The organism is Burkholderia sp. MS455 (genome assembly GCF_016899445.1).
GTDB classification, from domain to species: Bacteria; Pseudomonadota; Gammaproteobacteria; order Burkholderiales; family Burkholderiaceae; genus Burkholderia; species Burkholderia pyrrocinia_C.
Map to the genome: position 1 here is coordinate 2,031,318 of NZ_CP041779.1, position 18,478 is coordinate 2,049,795.

An 18,478-nucleotide genomic window follows, 5' to 3' on the forward strand; every position below is an offset into this window, starting at 1 on the left:
GCGCTACGCGGCGAAGCCGGCCAGGTATTCGGCCCAGTGCGACGCCGGTTCCTGCGCGAGCACGTTCTTCACGAGCAGGATCTCGTCCGCATACTCGCTCTGCGTCAGGCCGCCGCGCATCAGCTGGAACCGGCAATACAGCAGGTACGTATTGACGACGTCGGTCTCGCAATAATTGCGGATCTCGTCGATTCGCCCGTCCTGGAACGCCGGCCACACCTGGCTGCCGTCCATCCCGAGCTTGCCCGGAAAGCCGCACATCTTCGCGAGCGCGTCGAGCGGCGCGTTCGCGCGCGCCTGATACATCGCGAGCACATCCATCAGGTCGGTATGCCGCGAGTGATAGCGCGAGATGTAGTTGTTCCACTTGAACTCGCGGTCGTCCTCGCCGAGATCCCAATAGCGGGTCGCGGGGATACCGTGCACCAGCGCGCGGTAATGGAGCACCGGAAGATCGAAGCCGCCGCCGTTCCACGACACGAGCTGCGGCGTGTATTTCTCGATCACGCGGTAAAACGACTGGATCAGCGTCGCTTCGTTGTCCTGCGGCGTGCCGAGCGAGCGGACGCGAAAACCGTTGTTGTCGCGGAACACGCACGAGATCGCCGCGATACGCTGCAGGTGATGCGGCAGGAAATCGCCGCCGGTCTTCTCGCGCCGTGCGGCGAATGCATGTTCGGCCACGGCGGCATCGTCGAGCGTCGCCGGCAGGTCTTCCAGACGGCGAATGCCGTCGACATCGGGAATCGTCTCGATGTCAAAAACAAGAATCGGAGTCATCGGTTACAGAACGGCGTCCTTGCGCACGCCGTTGGAGGCGAAAAACCGCTTGAGGCGCACCAGCGCTTCCTGCTGGATCTGCCGCACGCGCTCGCGCGTGAGCCCCATCTCGTCGGCGAGCTCTTCGAGCGTCGCCGGTTCGATGTGGTTCAGGCCGAAGCGGCGCTCGATCACGTGCCGATGCTTGTCGGACAGCCGCGACAGCCACGCGCGCGTCAGCGTCTCGAGCTCGCGGTGCTGCACCTCGGCGTCGGGCGACTGGCTCTGGTCGTCGGGCAGCAGGTCGAGCAGGCTGCTCGCGGGATCGAGGTCGAGCGGCGCGTCGAGCGACGCCGTGTGCTCGTTGAGCGCGAGGATGTCGGTGACTTCCTCGGCGGTCTTGCCGGTGAGATAGGCGATGTCGTCGATGCTGGCTTCGCGGCGCTCGGCCGCCTCGCCCGTCGACATCGAATTCTTTTCGAGGTGGCGCTTCGCGCGCAGCACCTGGTTCAGTTCGCGGATCACGTGCACGGGCAGGCGCACCGTGCGGGCCTGGTTCATGATCGCCCGCTCGATGCTCTGCCGGATCCACCAGGTCGCGTAGGTCGAGAAACGGAAACCGCGCGTCGGGTCGAATTTCTCGATCGCGTGCATCAGGCCGAGGTTGCCCTCCTCGATCAGGTCGAGCAGCGGCACGCCGCGGTTCAGATACCCCTTGGCGATGCTGACGACGAGACGCAGGTTGCGCTCGATCATCACCTGCCGCGCCTCGAATTCGCCGGCCTTGGCGAGCCGGGAATAGCGCTGCTCTTCCTCGACGGTCAGCAGCGGCTTCACGCTGATGCGGTTCAGGTAATGCTGGATCGTGTCGGCCGTGAGCTCGGCCTGCAGCAGCGTGCGGAAATCGTCGACGTCGGGCGCGGCTTCCGCGCGGCCTTCGCGCTCGTCGTCGCCACCGTCCGCCTCGGCGTCGCGTGCCTCGAGATCTCGTTCGTTTTCCGCGACGTCGTCGTCATCGTCCGTCGAAGCGCCAGCTCGCCCCGCCGATGCTTGCGTGGCACGACTGATCTTCTCAGACTCGGCTTGCGGCTCGTGGCGCTTCGATTTCGGCATGGTCGTCTCGGTTATTGAGGCGGCAAATACTTCAGCGGATCGACAGGCTTACCCTGCCGGCGAACCTCGAAATGCAGCATCACGCGGTCGGCATCGCTGTTACCCATCTCGGCGATCTTCTGCCCCTTCGTTACCGCGTCCCCCTCTTTTACCATCAAAGCGCGATTGTGTGCATACGCCGTGAGGTAAGTTGCATCGTGTTTGATGATAATGAGGTTGCCGTAGCCACGCAGGCCGTTGCCCGAGTAGACGACGCGGCCGTCGGCCGCCGCCTTCACGGTCTCGCCGGCCGTGCCGCCGATGTTGACCCCCTTGTTCTTCGCGTCGTCGAACCCGTTCAGCACCGGGCCGCGCGCGGGCCACGCGAACGTCACGGGGCCGCTCGGGGCCGCCGCCGTGTCGCTCGACCCGGTGGCCGCAGCCGGCGGCGTTGCGAGCGTGGACGACGTGCCGGCGGCCGGCGTCGCGGGACCGCTGCTGAGCGGCGCAGTCGCGACGGCGGCGCCCGCGATCGGAGCAGCAGCCGGTACGCCCGCAGCCGGTACGCCCGCAACCGCAGCGCCGCCCGGCGGCGCAACGCGCAGCAACTGGTCGACTTCGATCTGGTTCGGGTTCGTCAGGTTGTTCCACGACGCGATGTCGCGATAGTTCTGCCCGTTCTCGAGCGCGATCCGGTACAGCGTGTCGCCCGGCTTCACCCGGTAGTAACCCGGCGGCGGCGGCCCGAGCGGCACCGCGGGTTGCGCGGTGGCCGTCGTGCCGAGCGACCCGGAGCGGTCGACGACGGGCGCGTTGTCGAGCCGCGTCGCACAGGCAGCCAGTAGCGTGGAGAACGCAGCCACACAGATCGCGCGCTGGGCGAACGTGAGCGGTTCCCTGGATCGGTTGTTTTGCATCGCGCGCAACATACTCATCGGTTTCAAATCACTCCGGATTTTAAAGGGACAAAGAAAACGCGATCAAGCCGGGACTCTCGCCATTGCGCGTGCGCGACGCGCTCGACGAGCGTGAGCACCTGGTGCTGCCCGCTCTGCGCGCCGACCGGCGCGACGAGCCGCCCGCCGATCGCAAGCTGCTCGAGCAGCGCCTGCGGCACGTCGAGCCCCGCCGCCGCGATCACGATCGCGTCGAACGGGGCCGCGGACGGCAGGCCGACACGCCCGTCGCCGTAGTGCAGGCGGATGTTCGGCACGCGCAGCGGCCGCAGGTTCAGCTTCGCGCGCTCGTAGAGCGGCTTGATGCGTTCAATCGAATACACGTCGCGTGCCACGTGGCTCAGCACGGCGGCCTGATAGCCGCAGCCCGTACCGATCTCGAGGACGCGCTCGAGCGTGCGGCCGGCCATCGCGAGCTCGATCATGCGCGCGACGACCGACGGCTTTGAAATTGTTTGCTGATGACCGATCGGCAACGCCGAATCCTCATAGGCCTGCGTCGCGAGCCCAGGATCCACGAACATGTGGCGCGGCACCGCGGCCATCGCTTCCAGCACACGCGCGTCGGTCACGCCGTTCGCGCGCAGCCGTTCGACCATCCGCTCGCGCACACGTTCCGACGTGAGCGCGAACGCGCCGGCCGGCGCGACGCTCGGCGCGGCCGGCTTCGGCAGCGCAGGCTTCAACGCGGTCGGCTTCGGCGCGGTCGCAGGCTTCGCGGCGGCGGAACCGGACAGCGGCGCCCGCCCGGCAGCCGGCTTTACCGCAACCGGTTTCAGCACGGCTGCGGGCTTGTCGGTGGCCTTCGGCACCGCGACCGCCGCATGGCGTTCGCCGGCCCGACCTTCCGATTTGCGTGGCGCTCGCTTGAGATCTTCGAGCGCGAGCGGGAACCGCTTCGCGCGCTCGCCGCTCATGAAGCCCGCCCTCCGGCGCGCGCCCATTCGCGCGTCGCGGGCAGCATCTGCGTATGCGTGAGGTCGAGCTGCAGCGGCGTGATCGACACGAAACCGTTTGCGACGGCGTGGAAATCGGTGCCCTCGCTCGCGTCCAGCGCCGCGCCCGCCGCCCCGATCCAGTAGACCGGCTCGCCGCGCGGGTCGGTCTGGCGAATCACCGGCTGCGACGGATGACGCTTGCCGAGGCGCGTGACCTTCCAGCCCTTCAGTTCGTCGTAAGGCAGGTTCGGAATATTGACGTTCAGCAGCGGCTGGCCCGGCAGCGGATTCGCGAGGAAGTGCTCGACGATTTCCGCGGCGACACGCGCGGCGTCCGCCAGATGGGTCCAGCCCTTGTCGGCCAGCGAGAATGCGATGGCGGGAACGCCGAACATGATGCCTTCGGTAGCCGCTGCAACTGTCCCCGAATAGAGCGTGTCTTCGCCCATGTTCTGGCCGTTGTTGATCCCCGACACGACGAGGTCCGGCTTCGCGTCGGCCATCCCCGTCAACGCGACGTGCACCGAATCGGTCGGCGTGCCGTTCACGTAGAAGAAACCCGTACCCGTCGCGCGCTGCACCGACAGCGGCCGCCACAACGTGAGGGAATTCGATGCGCCGCTGCAGTTCTGCTCGGGCGCGATCACCGTGAGTTCGGCCAGCGGCTGCAGCGCTTCGCTGAGCGCGGCGAGACCGGGGGCGAGATAGCCGTCGTCGTTGCTGAGTAGGATTCGCATCCGGCGATTGTAACCGAGGAAAGATGGCGCGAGAGCGACAGTCCGGCGGCCGCGGACGAGCGATTGCGCACGGTGCGCCGCCGCATCGAGCGGCGGCGTTCCGCGCTCAGATCGCGCCCGCGTCGCGCAGCGCGGCAATCGCCTGCGCGTCGTAGCCGAGGCCGCGCAGCACCTCATCCGTATGCTCGCCGAGCTCGGGCCCGAGCCAGCGCGTTTCGCCCGGCGTGTCCGACAGCTTCGGCGTGATGTTCGGGAGCGGAATGTCGGTGCCGTCGGCGAGCTTGAAGCGCTGGATCATCTGCCGCGCGACGAACTGCGGATCGGTGAACATGTCCGCGGCGCTGTAGATGCGCCCGGCGGGCACGTCGGCCGCGTTGAGCACGACAAGCGCATCGTCGATCGTGCGCGGCGCGAGCCACTCGGCAATCGCGTCGTCGATTTCCTGCGTGCGCGGCACGCGCCCGTCGTTGCGCGCAAGCGCGGGATCGTCGGCGAGGTCGTCGCGCTCGATCGCCTTCATCAGCCGCTTGAAGATCGGGTCGCTGTTGCCGCCGATCACGATGCTGCCGTCGCGGCACGCATAGGTATTAGACGGAACGATGCCCGGCAGCGACGCGCCGGTGCGCTCGCGCACCATCCCGTACACGCCGTATTCGGGCACCACGCTTTCCATCATGTTGAATACGGCTTCATACAGTGCAACGTCGACCACCTGCCCCGCGCCGCCGTTGACCTTGCGGTGATGGAGCGCCATCAGCGCGCCGATCACGCCGTGCAGCGCGGCGATCGAATCGCCGATCGAGATGCCGATGCGCGGCGGCGGCAGGTCGGGATAGCCGGTGATGTGGCGCAGCCCGCCCATCGATTCGGCGATCGCGCCGAAGCCGGGCCGGTCGCGGTACGGGCCCGTCTGCCCGTAGCCGGACAGGCGCACCATCACGAGGCCCGGGTTGTCGGCCGACAGCACGTCGTAACCGAGCCCGAGCTTTTCGAGCAGGCCCGGACGGAAGTTCTCGATCACGATGTCGGCCTCGCTCGCGAGCTGCCGCGCGATCGCCTTGCCGGCATCGGATTTCAGGTTGAGCGTGACCGATTTCTTGTTGCGCGCCTGGACGGACCACCACAGCGACGTGCCGCCCTGCTCCGGATGAAGCTTGCGCCACTTGCGCAGCGGGTCGCCGCCGTTCGGATCCTCGATCTTGATCACTTCAGCGCCGAATTCGGCGAACAGCCGCGACGCGAACGGCCCCGCGATCAGCGTTCCGAATTCGAGCACTTTGACGCCCGCGAGCGGGCCCTGGCTGGTGCTCATGTGTCTCCCTGGCATGAGGAACGGCGCCGCCGGCAGGCGGCGCCCGGCTTACATCGTGCGGCGGTCGAGCATCGCGCGGGCGATGGTGCCCGCGTCGACGTATTCGAGCTCGCCACCCACCGGCACGCCGCGCGCGAGGCGCGTGACCGCCAAGCCGCGCGCCTTCAGCGTCTGGCCGAGGTAGTGCGCGGTAGCCTCGCCCTCGTTCGTGAAGTTGGTCGCGAGCACGACTTCCTTCACGATTCCGTCGGACGCGCGTCGCACGAGGCGGTCGAAATGGATTTCCTTCGGACCGATCCCGTCGAGCGGGCTCAGTCGCCCCATCAGCACGAAATACAGCCCGCGGTAAGTCATCGTCTGCTCGAGCATGATCTGGTCGGCAGGCGTCTCGACGACGCACAGCAGCGTCGGATCACGCTCTTCGTCGCTGCAGACCTCGCAAATCTGCGCTTCGGTGAACGTGTTGCACTTCTCGCAGTGCTGCAGATGCTCGGTCGCGAACAGCAGCGACCGGCCGAGCCGCTCCGCGCCCTCGCGGTCGTGCTGCATCAGGTGGACCGCCATGCGCTGCGCGGATTTCGGCCCGACGCCGGGCAGCACGCGTAGTGCCTCGACGAGAGCGGACAGGGCGGACGGCTGTTTCATACGGCGGCAAACAGTGGCAAGGACGCCGCGTTCAGAACGGCAGCTTGAAGCCCGGGGGCAGCGGCAGGCCCGACGTCATGCCGCTCATCTTTTCCTGCGACGTCGCTTCGGCCTTGCGCACGGCGTCGTTGAACGCAGCCGCGACGAGATCCTCGAGCATGTCCTTGTCGTCCGCGAGCAGGCTCGGGTCGATCGACACGCGACGCACTTCGTTGCGGCACGTCATCGTCACCTTGACGAGGCCCGCCCCCGACTGCCCTTCGACCTCGATCAGCGCAAGCTGCTCCTGCATCTTCTTCATGTTTTCCTGCATTTGCTGCGCTTGCTTCATCAGTCCGGCGAGGTTGCCTTTCAACATGGGAATACTCCTTCTTTCTTGATCGTGTGAAAACCGGCACGCCGAGCGTGCCGGCCAGTGTGTGCGGGCGTGATTGTGCCTGTCGCGGTGCGGTCAGTTCAATGCAGCGTCGGCGGCGGGCCGTCCGGCGCCGAATCGGCGAGCGGGCGCACCGAGCCCTCGACGATGCGCGCACCGAAGTCGCGCACGAGCTGCTGGACGAACGGGTCGCCATGAATCTCCTGCTCGGCCTCGCGCTGGCGAGCCGCGCGCGCGGCCGCGTCGAGCGCCGCCGCCGTGCGTCGTGCAGGCCCGACCTCGACCGCCACTTCGACCGGCTTGCCGAGCGCATCGGCCAGCGCGGCCTTCAGCTTCGCGACCTGCGCGGCGTCCGCGTACTGCGGCACCGGCACGGAAAGTTTCAACGTGGTCGCATCGACAGCCGTCAGTTCGCTGTTGAACGCGAGCTGGTATGCGACGCCCTTGAGCGGCAGCCGCGCGGCCAGCGCCGGCCATTCGCCGTCGAAACCGACCGGATCGAGCGCGATCGCGGGCGGCAACGGACGCGTGTCGACCGGTGCGGCCGGACGCGCTTCCGCCGGCTGCGGCGCCACGCGCACATCGTCGGGACCGCTGTCGAACACGGGGACGAAGCCATCGTCGGGCCCGCCGAACATCTCGTCGGCGCTGAGCGGCACGTAGTCGTCCGGCGGGATGTCCTCCCACGGCGGCGAAGCCTGGCGCGAATCGGATGCTTGCGGCGCACGGGCGGCAGCGCGCGGCGTCGGCACCTGCACGGCAGGACGCGGCGCGGCCGGCTTCTCGGCGGCCGGCTGGACCGCCGGCTTCGGGGCGGCGCCTGCCCGCGCACGGTCGGACGACACACGCATCCCCGCGTTGCGCAGCACGTCGAGCGCGGCAGCGGCACCGCCTGCGCGCGATGCCGGACGCGCGGCGGGCTCGGGTGGCGCAGCACGCGGCACCGGTTCGGCCGGCGCAGCCGGTTCGTCGTTTCGTTGCGCAACGGCAGCAGCGGCAGGTGGCTCGGGTTCCTTGCGGGCCGGTGGCGGCATATCGCCGGCCGGCGCCGCTTGCGGCGCCGCATTCGCTTCCGGCTGCGGCGCCTCGACAACTTGTGCATCAACCGGAACCGGCGCGGACGCCTGGGCTGCAGCCGGCTTCACGGCCGGCCGGCTCGCTTCGGCGCCGGACTGCGCCGGCGCTGAACGCACAACCGGCGCAACGGGGGCAGCCGGTGCGGCAGCCTGCGGACGCACTGCGTCGGCGGCGGCAGCCAATACCGGCTTCGCCGCAGCGGCCGAAGCCGCGGCAGCGCGCGGGCCCGGCACTGCACGCGGCACGGACGGCTGGCCGCCCGGCGCACTGCCGGCGGCAACGGCCGGCTCGAACGCGAGCATCCGCAGCAGCGTCATCGTGAAACCGGCGTACTCGTCCGGCGCGAGGCCGAGCTCCGCGCGGCCGACCGTCGCGATCTGATAGAACAACTGCACCTGCTCGGGGCTCAGCGTCTCCGCGAAGCGGCGCAGGTCGGCCGCTTCCGGCCATTCGTCGAGCACCGAGCCCGGCGCGAACTGCGCCCATGCGATCCGGTGCAGCAGGCTCGCGAGATCCTGCAGCGCAGTCGAGAACGACAGGCTGCGCAGCGACATCTCGTCGGCAATCGCGAGGATTTCCGGGCCGCCGCCGGCCGCGAGCGCGTCGAGCAGGCGCACCATGTAAGTCTGGTCGAGCGCGCCGAGCATGCCCGACACGGCCGACTCGGTCACCTCGTTCGCCGAATAGGCGATCGCCTGGTCGGTGAGCGACAGCGCGTCGCGCATGCTGCCCTGCGCGGCACGCGCGAGCAGGCGCAGCGCCTGCGGCTCGAACGTGATCCGCTCTTCGCCGAGGATCCGTTCGAGATGCGACACGATGTGCCCGGCCGGCATCTGCTTCAGGTTGAACTGAAGGCAGCGCGACAGCACGGTGACGGGAATTTTCTGCGGATCGGTCGTCGCGAGGATGAACTTGACGTGTGGCGGCGGCTCTTCGAGCGTCTTCAGCATCGCGTTGAACGCGTGGTTCGTCAGCATGTGCACTTCGTCGATCATGTAGACCTTGAAGCGCGCATCGACGGGCGCGTACACCGCGCGCTCGAGCAGCGCGGCCATTTCGTCGACGCCGCGGTTGCTCGCGGCATCCATCTCCACGTAATCGACGAAACGCCCCTCGTCGATCTCGCGACAGGCACGGCACACGCCGCACGGCTGCGACGTGACGCCGGTTTCACAGTTGAGCGCCTTCGCGAAGATCCGCGACAGCGTCGTCTTGCCGACACCGCGGGTTCCGGTAAACAGATAGGCGTGATGGAGACGCCCGCCGTCGAGCGCGTGCGTGAGCGCCCTGACGACGTGCTCCTGGCCGACGAGCGAAGCGAAATCCTTCGGACGCCACTTGCGTGCGAGAACTTGATAGGTCATCGGGAAATTGTATCAGTAACGCTGCGTTGCGCCGACACGCGAAACGGTGCGAAAGACGGGCAAAGTGCAGGTAAAACGGAGTGTGACGCGGAAATAAAAAACGCCCTGCGAACGGGGCGAGAAGGAAGGTGACGAGCCCGACCCTCGGCACTGGCGGAAAACGATTGTGGCTGCTTCGTTCCCGACCTGACCAGGTTCACCGCCCCACCATGCGAGGAGGCCCGTCACGGCATATTCTATCACCGCTTCCGGACGAATGCGACCGTTTGTTCGCACCAATGCGAACAACCCTGCCAGCCGACGCGTGTTCAGTGCCCCAAATCGCTACATATATGCCACCCCCTTGTAATTCGCGAGCCGGCCTCCACCTGCGGGGCACAACGGTCGAACGTCGCGTCGTACCCCTACTCGCGTAGCGGCTACTATCGCCGCCCGCAGCAGATAGCAATTTAGGCTAATATGACGCCCGAACGACCCGCGAGCCGCGGCATGCAGCGCTTACGCCCCTCTTTCTTCCGGGGAGCGGAGTGACCTGCCGCGGCGGCCGGCAGCCTACGGCGGCCGGTACGCCGCAACGCGCAAGCAGGCAGTCCCCGAACCGTAAGAGGTATTGACCCAATGAGCGAACAGATCAAACACATCAGCGACGCATCGTTCGAACAGGACGTCGTCAAGTCCGACAAGCCCGTGCTCGTCGATTTCTGGGCCGAATGGTGCGGCCCGTGCAAAATGATCGCCCCGATCCTCGACGAAGTCGCAAAGGACTACGGCGACAAGCTGCAAATCGCGAAGATCAACGTCGACGACAACCAGGCCACGCCCGCGAAGTTCGGCGTGCGCGGCATCCCGACGCTGATCCTGTTCAAGAACGGCGCGGCCGCCGCGCAGAAGGTCGGCGCGCTGTCGAAGTCGCAGCTCACCGCATTCCTGGACAGCCACCTGTAATACCGGCAGTTCCGCGGACGTGTTGTCAACCGGCAACACGTCCGTCGTCAAGCCGCCGATCGGCCGCTCAAGCGCGAATCGGCCTATGCTAGAATTAAAAAACGTCTACAAGACGCATTTAAGTCTCTGAGCGCTTCCGCTCGCCCTCCTCCCTTATTTCTTTCGTCGCTTCTCCTCCCTGGCGGGTTCTCCGTATGCATTTATCCGAGCTCAAGTCTCTGCACGTGTCCGAACTGATCGAAATGGCCAATGGCCTCGAGATCGAAAACGCGAACCGCCTGCGCAAGCAGGAGTTGATGTTCGCCATTCTTAAAAAGCGCGCCAAGACGGGAGAGACGATCTTCGGCGACGGTACGCTCGAAGTGCTGCCGGACGGCTTCGGCTTCCTGCGCTCGCCGGAAATGTCGTACCTCGCGAGCACCGACGACATCTATATCAGCCCGTCGCAGATCCGCCGCTTCAACCTGCACACCGGCGACACCATCGAAGGTGAAGTCCGCACGCCGAAGGACGGCGAGCGCTACTTCGCGCTGGTGAAGGTCGACAAAGTCAACGGGCAGCCGCCCGAGGCCTCGAAACACAAGATCATGTTCGAGAACCTCACGCCGCTGCACCCGAACAAGCCGCTGGCGCTCGAACGCGAGATGCGCGGCGAAGAGAACGTCACGGGCCGCATCATCGACATGATCGCGCCGATCGGCAAGGGCCAGCGCGGCCTGCTGGTCGCGTCGCCGAAGTCGGGCAAGACCGTGATGCTCCAGCACATCGCACACGCGATCAAGCAGAACCACCCGGACGTCGTCCTGTTCGTGCTGCTGATCGACGAGCGCCCCGAAGAAGTGACCGAAATGCAGCGCTCGGTCGCCGGCGAAGTCATCGCGTCGACGTTCGACGAACCGGCCACGCGTCACGTGCAGGTCGCCGAAATGGTGATCGAGAAGGCCAAGCGCCTCGTCGAAATGAAGCACGACGTCGTGATTCTGCTCGACTCGATCACGCGTCTCGCACGCGCATACAACACCGTGATCCCGGCATCGGGCAAGGTGCTGACGGGCGGCGTCGACGCGAATGCACTGCAGCGTCCGAAGCGCTTCTTCGGCGCGGCGCGCAACATCGAGGAAGGCGGCTCGCTGACGATCATCGGCACCGCGCTGATCGAAACCGGCAGCCGCATGGACGACGTGATCTACGAAGAGTTCAAGGGCACCGGCAACATGGAAGTGCACCTCGAGCGCCGCCTCGCGGAAAAGCGCGTCTATCCGTCGATCAACCTGAACAAGTCGGGCACGCGTCGCGAGGAAATGCTGATCAAGCCCGAGATCCTTCAAAAGATCTGGGTGCTGCGCAAGTTCATCCACGACATGGACGAAGTCGAGGCAATGGAATTCCTGCTCGACAAGATTCGCCAGACGAAGAGCAACTCCGAGTTCTTCGACCTGATGCGTCGCGGCGGCTGATCGCCCCGCGCCGCAACGAACGGCCGCCCGCGCATCCTGCCCGGCGGCCGTTTTTTTGCCCCAACCTGAACGTGAACGTACAGGTTGATCTATAATCACGGCATCGCCCCGACCGAATCCCCCCCGATGCCGAACGACGCCTCCACCCCGCTGCTGACCGTGAGCGACGCCGCATCGCGGCTCGGCGTCACGCCGCGCACGCTGAAGTATTACGAAGAGCGCGGGCTCGTCACGCCGTCGCGCAGCGAAGGCCGCTACCGCCTCTACGACGAAGCCGATCTCGAACGCTTCGCGCGCATCCTGCGGCTGCGCGCGCTCGGCTTCTCGCTGCACGGCATCACCGAAATGCTGAAGCGCCCGCTGGAGGAAACGGGCGACGGCCGGCGCCGCTACTCGGACGCGTCGCTGCGCGACATCCGCACCGGCCTCGCCGAGCAGATCGACACGCTCGACCGGCGGATCGCGGCCGTCCAGCGCGAACTGAAGGAAGCCGTCGCGCTGCGCAAGGAACTGCAGCACGACATCGACTACGTCGAGCGGCGTCTCGCCGGCGAAAACCCCGATGCGCTGATCGCGCAGCGGCGGGCCGAAGCCGGCACGCGGCGCACTCGCAAGGATCGCGAATGAACGCGGTGCCCGGCCGCTCGCCGCTATGGAGCCGCGCGAACCTGCGCGCGGACCTGTTCCCGTGGGCGCTCGCGCTCGTCACCGGCATCGACTACTTCGACAATGCGGCCTTCTCGTTCTTCGCGAGCTACATCGCGGGCGGCATCAACGCATCGCCCGACGAACTCGTGTGGTCGTCGAGCGCGTACGCGGTCACGGCCGTGCTCGGCATCCTGCAGCAGCAATGGTGGGTCGACCGGCTCGGGCATCGCCGCTACGTCGCGGGCTGCATGCTGATGTTCTCGTTCGGCGCGATCGCGGCCGCGCTCGCCGACACGTCACTGGAACTCGCGTTCGCGCGAGGTTTCCAGGGCTACTTCATCGGCCCGATGATGGGCGCGTGCCGGATCCTGATCCAGATCAGCTTCAAGCCGCAGGAACGGCCGCCCGCGACGCGCGCGTTCCTGATCATGATCCTGCTCGGCAGCGCGCTCGCGCCGATCGTCGGCGGGCTGCTCGTCGCGCATTCGACGTGGCGCGCGCTGTTCGCGTGCACGGCGCCCGCCGGCATCGCGTTCGCGATCCTCGCGCTGCTCACGCTGCCCGATTCGGGCAGGACACCCGACGACGAACGCGGCTCCGGGCACTTCTGGCCGTATGTCGTGTTCGCGCTCGCGCAAGGTGCGCTGCAGATCGTGCTGCAGCAGGTGCATTACCAGCTCTACAGCGGCTCGCCGACGCTGATCCTGCTGACGATCCTGGGGATCGGCGCACTCGCATGGTTCGCGTATCACCAGTGGCATCACCCGACGCCGCTCGTGCGGCTGCATGCATTCCGCGAAAGGACGTTCCAGGTCGGGCTGCTGCTCTACATGTTCTATTACTACGAGACGACGGGTTTCAGTTACCTGACATCGCGGTTTCTCGAAGGCGGGCTCGGCTATCCGGTCGAGAACGCCGGGCGCCTGGTCGGCACGATGTCGCTGATCTCGGCCACCGCGCTGTTCGCGTACCTGCGCTACGCGAAATTCGTCACGCACAAGAAGTGGTTCGTCGTGCCGGGGTTCGCGATCGCCGTCACGGCCGCGCTGTGGATGACGCGGATGACGCCGCAGGTCGGCGAAGCCGCGCTGACCGTCCCGCTGCTGCTGCGCGGGCTGCTGCTGCTCTTCATCGTGCTGCCGGTGGCCAACCTGACGTTCCGGATCTTCGCGATCGACGAGTACACGCACGGCTACCGGCTGAAGAACATCGTCCGGCAACTGACGATCTCGTTCGCGACGTCGTCGGTGATCATCGTCGAGCAGCATCGCGTGGCCGTGCACCAGACGCGGCTCGTCGAACGTACGAACGTGTTCGACCCGATGTTCCAGCAGACCGTCGACGCCCTGACGCGCAGCTATGCGGCCGCCGGGCACGCGCTGAACGAAGCGCACGGCCTCGCGATCGCCGCCATCGCCCGCATGGTCGCGCAACAGGCGTCGTTCCTCGCGTCGCTCGACGGCTTTTACTTCCTGGCGGGCATCGCGCTCGTCGGCGGCCTCTTCGCGGCATGGCAAAAAGAGATCGATTGAGTTAAAAGACAGGCTTTGGATTTCCGTCCGCAGCCTCCATGCTCTCGAAACTCACCCGCTGGTTCGACGACCGCCGCCGCGACCGCGCGCTGCGCAGCCACCCGATCCCCGACGCGCTGTGGAAGGACACCGTCGAGCGCCTGCCGTTCCTCGCGACGCTGTCGCCCGACGCGCTCGGCCGGCTGCGCGAGCTGACGAGCCTGTTCATCGCGAAGAAATCGTTTTCGACCGCGCACGGGCTCGAACTGACCGACGCGATGATCGTCGCGATCGCCGCGCAAGCCTGCCTGCCGGTGCTGAATCTCGACCTGTCGCTGTACGACGGCTGGGTCGGCGTCGTCGTGTATCCGGGCGAATTCGTGATCCGCAAGACCGTGCAGGACGAGGACGGCGTCGTCCACGAAGTCGAGCAGGATGCGAGCGGCGAGGCATGGGAAGGCGGCCCCGTGATCCTGTCGTGGGAAGACGCGCAGATGACGGACGGCCATGACGCGTACAACGTCGTGATCCACGAGTTCGCGCACAAGATCGACATGGTCAACGGCGCGGCCGACGGCTATCCGCCCCTTTTTCGCCGCTGGCACGCGCCGCACCTCGACGCGCAGGCGTGGGCCGACGTGTTCGAGCATGCGTACGACCAGTTCTGCGCACGCGTCGACGCGGTGCCGGACCGCGCGTGGGCGCGCTTCGAGCGGGAATCGCTGATCGATCCGTATGCGGCCGACCATCCGTCGGAATTCTTCGCGGTGTGCAGCGAAGCGCTGTTCGTGCGGCCGAAAGCGTTCGAGTCCGAATTTCCGGAGCTGTACCGGCTGCTCGCCCGCTATTACCGGCAGGATCCGGCGGGCACCGGCGCGCTCGACGCACCGTGAAAATTATTCGTCAACCATCTGATTTTCTGGCATAATCGCCGTTTTTCGACCTTAGGCAAGTGGCTCGCGCCGGGCTTGGCGTCGTCTGGTATGCGCAATGTGCGCGCTCCAGCACGGCAAGCGGCGGGTTGGCTACCGCTCTCACCAAGGAAAGACCATGAAAGAAGGCATCCACCCGAACTACCGCGAAGTCGTCTTCCAAGACATGTCGAACGGCTTCAAGTTCATCACGCGCTCGACGATCCAGACGCGCGAAAACATCGAACTCGACGGCAAGACCTACCCGCTCGCCAAGATCGAAGTGTCGTCGGAATCGCACTCGTTCTACACGGGTCAGCAAAAGATCATGGACACGGCAGGCCGTGTCGAGAAGTTCAAGAACAAGTTCGGCGTACGCGCCAGCGGCAAGGCGAAGTAAGCTTCGCACCGCATCCGGTGGTTGCAACGCACCGGTATCGCACAAAAAGGGCAGCCCAGGCTGCCCTTTTTTGTCTCTGCTCGCCGGGAAAGCACCGGCCGGCACCCGGGCAACGACCTGACGCGCAACAGCCGGCGCGTCTACAATGCCGGATGCTCGAAACCGGCTCGACCGTGCGCACCCGCGCCGCCCGCCCGCCCATAACAAAACGCTCATCTGCATGAAGCCTGTCGTCCGTCTCACCGCCTCCGCCACGCGTGCGCTGCCGCGCTGGCTGCTGCTCACGCTCTGCTTCGTCTACGCCGCGTTCGGCCTGTTCGGCCGCGACCCGTGGAAAAACGAGGACGCGGCGGGCTTCGGCGTGATGTGGACGATGGCCAAGGGCGGCTGGCACGACTGGCTGCTGCCGAACCTGGTCGGCAAGTTCATCACGACCGACGGGCCGCTCGGCTACTGGCTCGGCGCGCTGTCGATCCGCGGCCTCGGCCCGTGGGTCGATGCAAGCAACGCGTCGCGCGTCGACACGGGCGTGCTGTTCTGCGTCGCGTGCGCGTTCGTCTGGTATGCGGCCTACCTGCTCGGCCGGCGCGCCGAGGTCCAGCCGTTCAAGTACGCGTTCGGCGGCGAGCCGGAGCCGCGCGACTACGGCCGCACGCTCGCCGACGGCGCGCTGCTGGTCCTCGTCGCGTGCTTCGGCCTCGCGGAACGCGGGCACGAAACAACGCCGCAGGTCGCGCAGTTCGCGTGGATCGCGATGCTCGTCTACGGGATCGTGCGCGGCATCGACAAGCCGATGCAGGGCGCGCTGTGGTGGGGCCTCGCGATCGGCCTCGTCGCGCTGTCCGGCAACCCGGTGCTGGTCGTCGCGCTGCTCGCCGGCACCGCCGCGCTGTGGCTCGTCACGCCCGAGATGCGCAACCTGCGCCTGCCGCTGGTCGGCGTGCCGCTCGCGGCCGCAATCTTCGCACTGTGGCCGCTTGCCGCGTTCGTCGCGGCGCCCGACGACGCCGCGTGGTTCTTCAACCAGTGGATCCACGGCAGCCTGATGCGCTTTTCGGGCCCGCCGACCGCCGTGCTCGCGTATGCGGCGAAGAACCTGCCGCTGTTCACGTGGCCCGCATGGCCGCTCGCGATCTGGGCATGGTGGAGCTGGGCCGGCATGCGCCGCCGCGCGCACATCGCGATTCCGCTGTCGGTCGCCGTGCCGCTCGTCGCGCTCGTGATCCTGCAGAGCCAGCAATCGAACCGCATGTACATGCTGTTGCTGCCGCCGCTCGCAGTGCTCGCGACGTTCGCGCTGCCGACCCTCAAGCGCGGTGCGATCAACGCGTTCGACTGGTTCGCGGTACTGAGCTTCACGATCCTCGGCACCTTCGTATGGCTCGTATGGCTCGCGTCGCTCACGGGTTTCCCGCATCCGCTCGCTCGCAACCTCGCGCGCCTCGTGCCGGGCTACGAACCGCATTTCAAGATCCTGTCGTTCATCTGCGCGGTGATCGTCACCGTGTGCTGGTGCGTGCTCGTGCGCTGGCGCGTCTCGCGGCAGCCGAAGGTGCTGTGGCGCAGCGTCGTGCTGTCGGGCGCCGGCACCACGCTCATGTGGGTGCTGCTGATGACGCTGTGGCTGCCGATCGTCAACTACGGCCGGACCTATCGCGATGTCGCGCAGCAGATCGCGCTGCACCTGCCGTCCGACTACGAGTGCATCTCGCCGGTGCGGCTTGGCGATGCGCAAATCGCGACCTTCGCGTACTTCGGCAACATGCACTTCGATTTCTCCGGCGACTGCGACGTGATCCTGCGCCAGGACCGTTCCGACTTCGGCGAACCGAGCGCGATGTCGCAATACGTGTGGCGTCTCGTGTGGGAAGGCCGCCGCGTCGCCGACCGCGATGAACGCTTCCGCCTGTACGAGCGCATCGAACGGCCGAAGACGCCCGTCAAGCGGCGCCCGCCGCGCCGCCGGGCAGCCGATTGACGATGTTCGGCGACATCCGCCGGATCGTCGGTCTCGCGTGGCCGGTGCTGGTCGGCCAGCTCGCGATCATCGCGTTCGGCGTGATCGACACCGCGATGGTCGGCCGCTACTCGGCCACCGATCTCGCCGCGCTCGGGCTCGGCTCGTCGATCTATGTGTCGATCTACATCGGCCTGACGGGCATCCTGTCCGCGCTGCAGCCGATCACCGGGCAACTGTACGGCGCGCGGCGCTATGCCGAGATCGGCGAGGAAGTCCGCCAGGCACTGTGGCTCGCGCTGCTGCTCGCGGTGCCCGGCTTCCTGCTGCTGCATTTTCCCGAGCCGCTGCTGCGCGTCGCGCACGCGCCCGCCGTGCTGCACGAGCGCACCGTCGACTACCTGCGCATCCTGTCGTACGGGCTGCCCGCCAGCCTCGTCTTCCGCATCTACAACGCGCTGACCAACGCGGCCGGCAAGCCGCGGCTTGCGATGATCCTGCAGATCGGTGCGTTGCTGCTCAAGTTTCCGCTCAACGTGTGGTTCATCTTCGGCGGGTTCGGCGTGCCGGCCCTCGGCGGCCCCGGCTGCGGGCTTGCCAGCACGCTGATCAACTGGGCGCTCGCGCTGATCGGCTATACGCTGCTCGCGAAGCTCGACGTGTTCGCGCCGCTCGCGATCTTCTCGCGCTTCTGCTGGCCCGTCTGGGAGCGCCAGAAGGCGATCCTGAAACTCGGCGTGCCGATGGGCCTGTCATACCTGATCGAGGTCACGTCGTACACGTGCATGGCGCTGTTCATCGCGCAGTTCGGCACGACGACGCTCGCCGGCCACCAGATCGCCGGCAACATCGGCGCGGTGCTGTACATGACGCCGCTGTCGATCGGCGTGGCGGCCTCGACGCTGGTCGCGCGCGCGCTCGGCGCCGGACGCCCCGAAGAAGCACGGCTGCTCGGCCGGCACAGCGTGATTTTCGCGTGCGGCGTTGCCGCGACATACGGCTTGCTCGTCTTTACGCTGCGCCCGCTGATCGTCGGCGGCTATACGCCGAACCCGGCCGTCGCCGCGGCCGCGATGCCGCTCGTCGCGATCGTCGCGTGCTACCACGTGTTCGATGCGCTGCAGGTCACGTCGGCGTTCGTGCTGCGCGCGTACAAGGTCGCGATCGTGCCGACCGTGATCTATGCGGTCGCGCTGTGGGGCGTCGGGCTCAGCGGCGGCTACGTGCTCGGCTTCGATGTGGGCGGCATCGCGCCCGCATGGCTGACCGGCGCGCGCGGCTTCTGGTTCGCGAACACGGTCAGCCTGATGCTCGCGGGCGCCGGGCTCGTGTTCTACCTGCGCCACGTAAGCCGCGCGCACGTATCGACTCAGCCGGCCTGACGCGCTGCCCG

At 67.1% G+C, this 18,478-nt stretch carries 17 protein-coding genes and 1 other RNA gene; 8 read left to right on the forward strand and 10 right to left on the reverse strand.

Annotated elements, in window-relative coordinates; genetic code table 11:
- Positions 1 to 3: 3 nt before the first annotated feature.
- The 10 genes from FPJ27_RS28430 to ffs all read right to left on the reverse strand — a co-directional run bounded on the left by FPJ27_RS28430 (position 4) and on the right by ffs (position 9,482).
- Positions 4 to 780, reverse strand: a complete 777-nt coding sequence (locus tag FPJ27_RS28430) for a 3'-5' exonuclease (protein WP_204423508.1) — start codon at positions 778 to 780, stop codon at positions 4 to 6.
- 3 nt (positions 781 to 783) lie between these two features.
- On the reverse strand, positions 784 to 1,872 hold the full coding sequence (rpoS, locus tag FPJ27_RS28435; protein ID WP_034181276.1) for an RNA polymerase sigma factor RpoS: 1,089 nt from the start codon (positions 1,870 to 1,872) through the stop codon (positions 784 to 786).
- An 11-nt stretch (positions 1,873 to 1,883) separates the two neighbouring features.
- A complete protein-coding gene (locus FPJ27_RS28440; RefSeq protein ID WP_072437227.1) occupies positions 1,884 to 2,786 on the reverse strand; it encodes a peptidoglycan DD-metalloendopeptidase family protein in 903 nt (300 codons plus the stop codon).
- Positions 2,787 to 2,791: 5 nt separating this feature from the next.
- Positions 2,792 to 3,724 carry a protein-L-isoaspartate(D-aspartate) O-methyltransferase gene (locus tag FPJ27_RS28445; RefSeq protein WP_072437262.1) on the reverse strand — a complete coding sequence of 311 codons (933 nt, stop codon included), beginning with the start codon at positions 3,722 to 3,724 and terminating at the stop codon, positions 2,792 to 2,794.
- The gene (gene surE, locus FPJ27_RS28450; RefSeq protein ID WP_072437226.1) at positions 3,721 to 4,482 is read right to left on the reverse strand and encodes a 5'/3'-nucleotidase SurE; all 762 of its coding nucleotides are present in this window, start codon (positions 4,480 to 4,482) and stop codon (positions 3,721 to 3,723) included. The genes FPJ27_RS28445 and surE overlap by 4 nt, the downstream gene beginning before the upstream one ends.
- 106 nt (positions 4,483 to 4,588) lie before the next feature.
- On the reverse strand, positions 4,589 to 5,794 hold the full coding sequence (locus tag FPJ27_RS28455) for a CaiB/BaiF CoA-transferase family protein (RefSeq protein WP_072437225.1): 1,206 nt from the start codon (positions 5,792 to 5,794) through the stop codon (positions 4,589 to 4,591).
- A gap of 48 nt (positions 5,795 to 5,842) precedes the next feature.
- Positions 5,843 to 6,439: a recombination mediator RecR gene (recR, locus tag FPJ27_RS28460; protein WP_034181272.1), complete on the reverse strand. Its 597-nt coding sequence runs from the start codon at positions 6,437 to 6,439 to the stop codon at positions 5,843 to 5,845.
- A gap of 31 nt (positions 6,440 to 6,470) precedes the next feature.
- A complete protein-coding gene (locus FPJ27_RS28465; RefSeq protein WP_006482124.1) occupies positions 6,471 to 6,797 on the reverse strand; it encodes a YbaB/EbfC family nucleoid-associated protein in 327 nt (108 codons plus the stop codon).
- A 98-nt stretch (positions 6,798 to 6,895) separates the two neighbouring features.
- A complete protein-coding gene (locus FPJ27_RS28470) occupies positions 6,896 to 9,256 on the reverse strand; it encodes a DNA polymerase III subunit gamma/tau (protein ID WP_204423509.1) in 2,361 nt (786 codons plus the stop codon).
- A 127-nt stretch (positions 9,257 to 9,383) separates the two neighbouring features.
- Positions 9,384 to 9,482: signal recognition particle sRNA small type (gene ffs, locus FPJ27_RS28475), an RNA gene on the reverse strand.
- Between the two features lie 392 nt (positions 9,483 to 9,874).
- Between ffs and trxA the strand changes: the two genes are divergently transcribed.
- The 8 genes from trxA (at position 9,875) to FPJ27_RS28515 (ending at position 18,467) form a co-directional block, all read left to right on the forward strand.
- Positions 9,875 to 10,201 carry a thioredoxin TrxA gene (gene trxA, locus FPJ27_RS28480; RefSeq protein WP_006402348.1) on the forward strand — a complete coding sequence of 109 codons (327 nt, stop codon included), beginning with the start codon at positions 9,875 to 9,877 and terminating at the stop codon, positions 10,199 to 10,201.
- Positions 10,202 to 10,395: 194 nt separating this feature from the next.
- Positions 10,396 to 11,658 (forward strand): transcription termination factor Rho, encoded by a 1,263-nt coding sequence (rho, locus tag FPJ27_RS28485; RefSeq protein WP_006753675.1) that lies wholly within the window; start codon positions 10,396 to 10,398, stop codon positions 11,656 to 11,658.
- 126 nt (positions 11,659 to 11,784) lie between these two features.
- The gene (locus tag FPJ27_RS28490; protein WP_204423510.1) at positions 11,785 to 12,285 is read left to right on the forward strand and encodes a MerR family transcriptional regulator; all 501 of its coding nucleotides are present in this window, start codon (positions 11,785 to 11,787) and stop codon (positions 12,283 to 12,285) included.
- A complete protein-coding gene (locus FPJ27_RS28495; protein WP_204423511.1) occupies positions 12,282 to 13,838 on the forward strand; it encodes an MFS transporter in 1,557 nt (518 codons plus the stop codon). Before FPJ27_RS28490 ends, FPJ27_RS28495 begins: the two co-directional genes overlap by 4 nt.
- 38 nt (positions 13,839 to 13,876) lie before the next feature.
- The gene (locus FPJ27_RS28500) at positions 13,877 to 14,710 is read left to right on the forward strand and encodes a M90 family metallopeptidase (RefSeq protein WP_204423513.1); all 834 of its coding nucleotides are present in this window, start codon (positions 13,877 to 13,879) and stop codon (positions 14,708 to 14,710) included.
- A 157-nt stretch (positions 14,711 to 14,867) separates the two neighbouring features.
- Positions 14,868 to 15,128 carry a type B 50S ribosomal protein L31 gene (locus FPJ27_RS28505; protein WP_006753671.1) on the forward strand — a complete coding sequence of 87 codons (261 nt, stop codon included), beginning with the start codon at positions 14,868 to 14,870 and terminating at the stop codon, positions 15,126 to 15,128.
- 145 nt (positions 15,129 to 15,273) lie between these two features.
- Positions 15,274 to 17,106, forward strand: coding sequence for a glycosyltransferase family 39 protein (locus FPJ27_RS28510; protein ID WP_110281333.1), 1,833 nt, complete (start codon positions 15,274 to 15,276; stop codon positions 17,104 to 17,106).
- A gap of 2 nt (positions 17,107 to 17,108) precedes the next feature.
- Positions 17,109 to 18,467, forward strand: a complete 1,359-nt coding sequence (locus tag FPJ27_RS28515) for an MATE family efflux transporter (protein WP_204423516.1) — start codon at positions 17,109 to 17,111, stop codon at positions 18,465 to 18,467.
- Positions 18,468 to 18,478 lie beyond the last annotated feature (11 nt).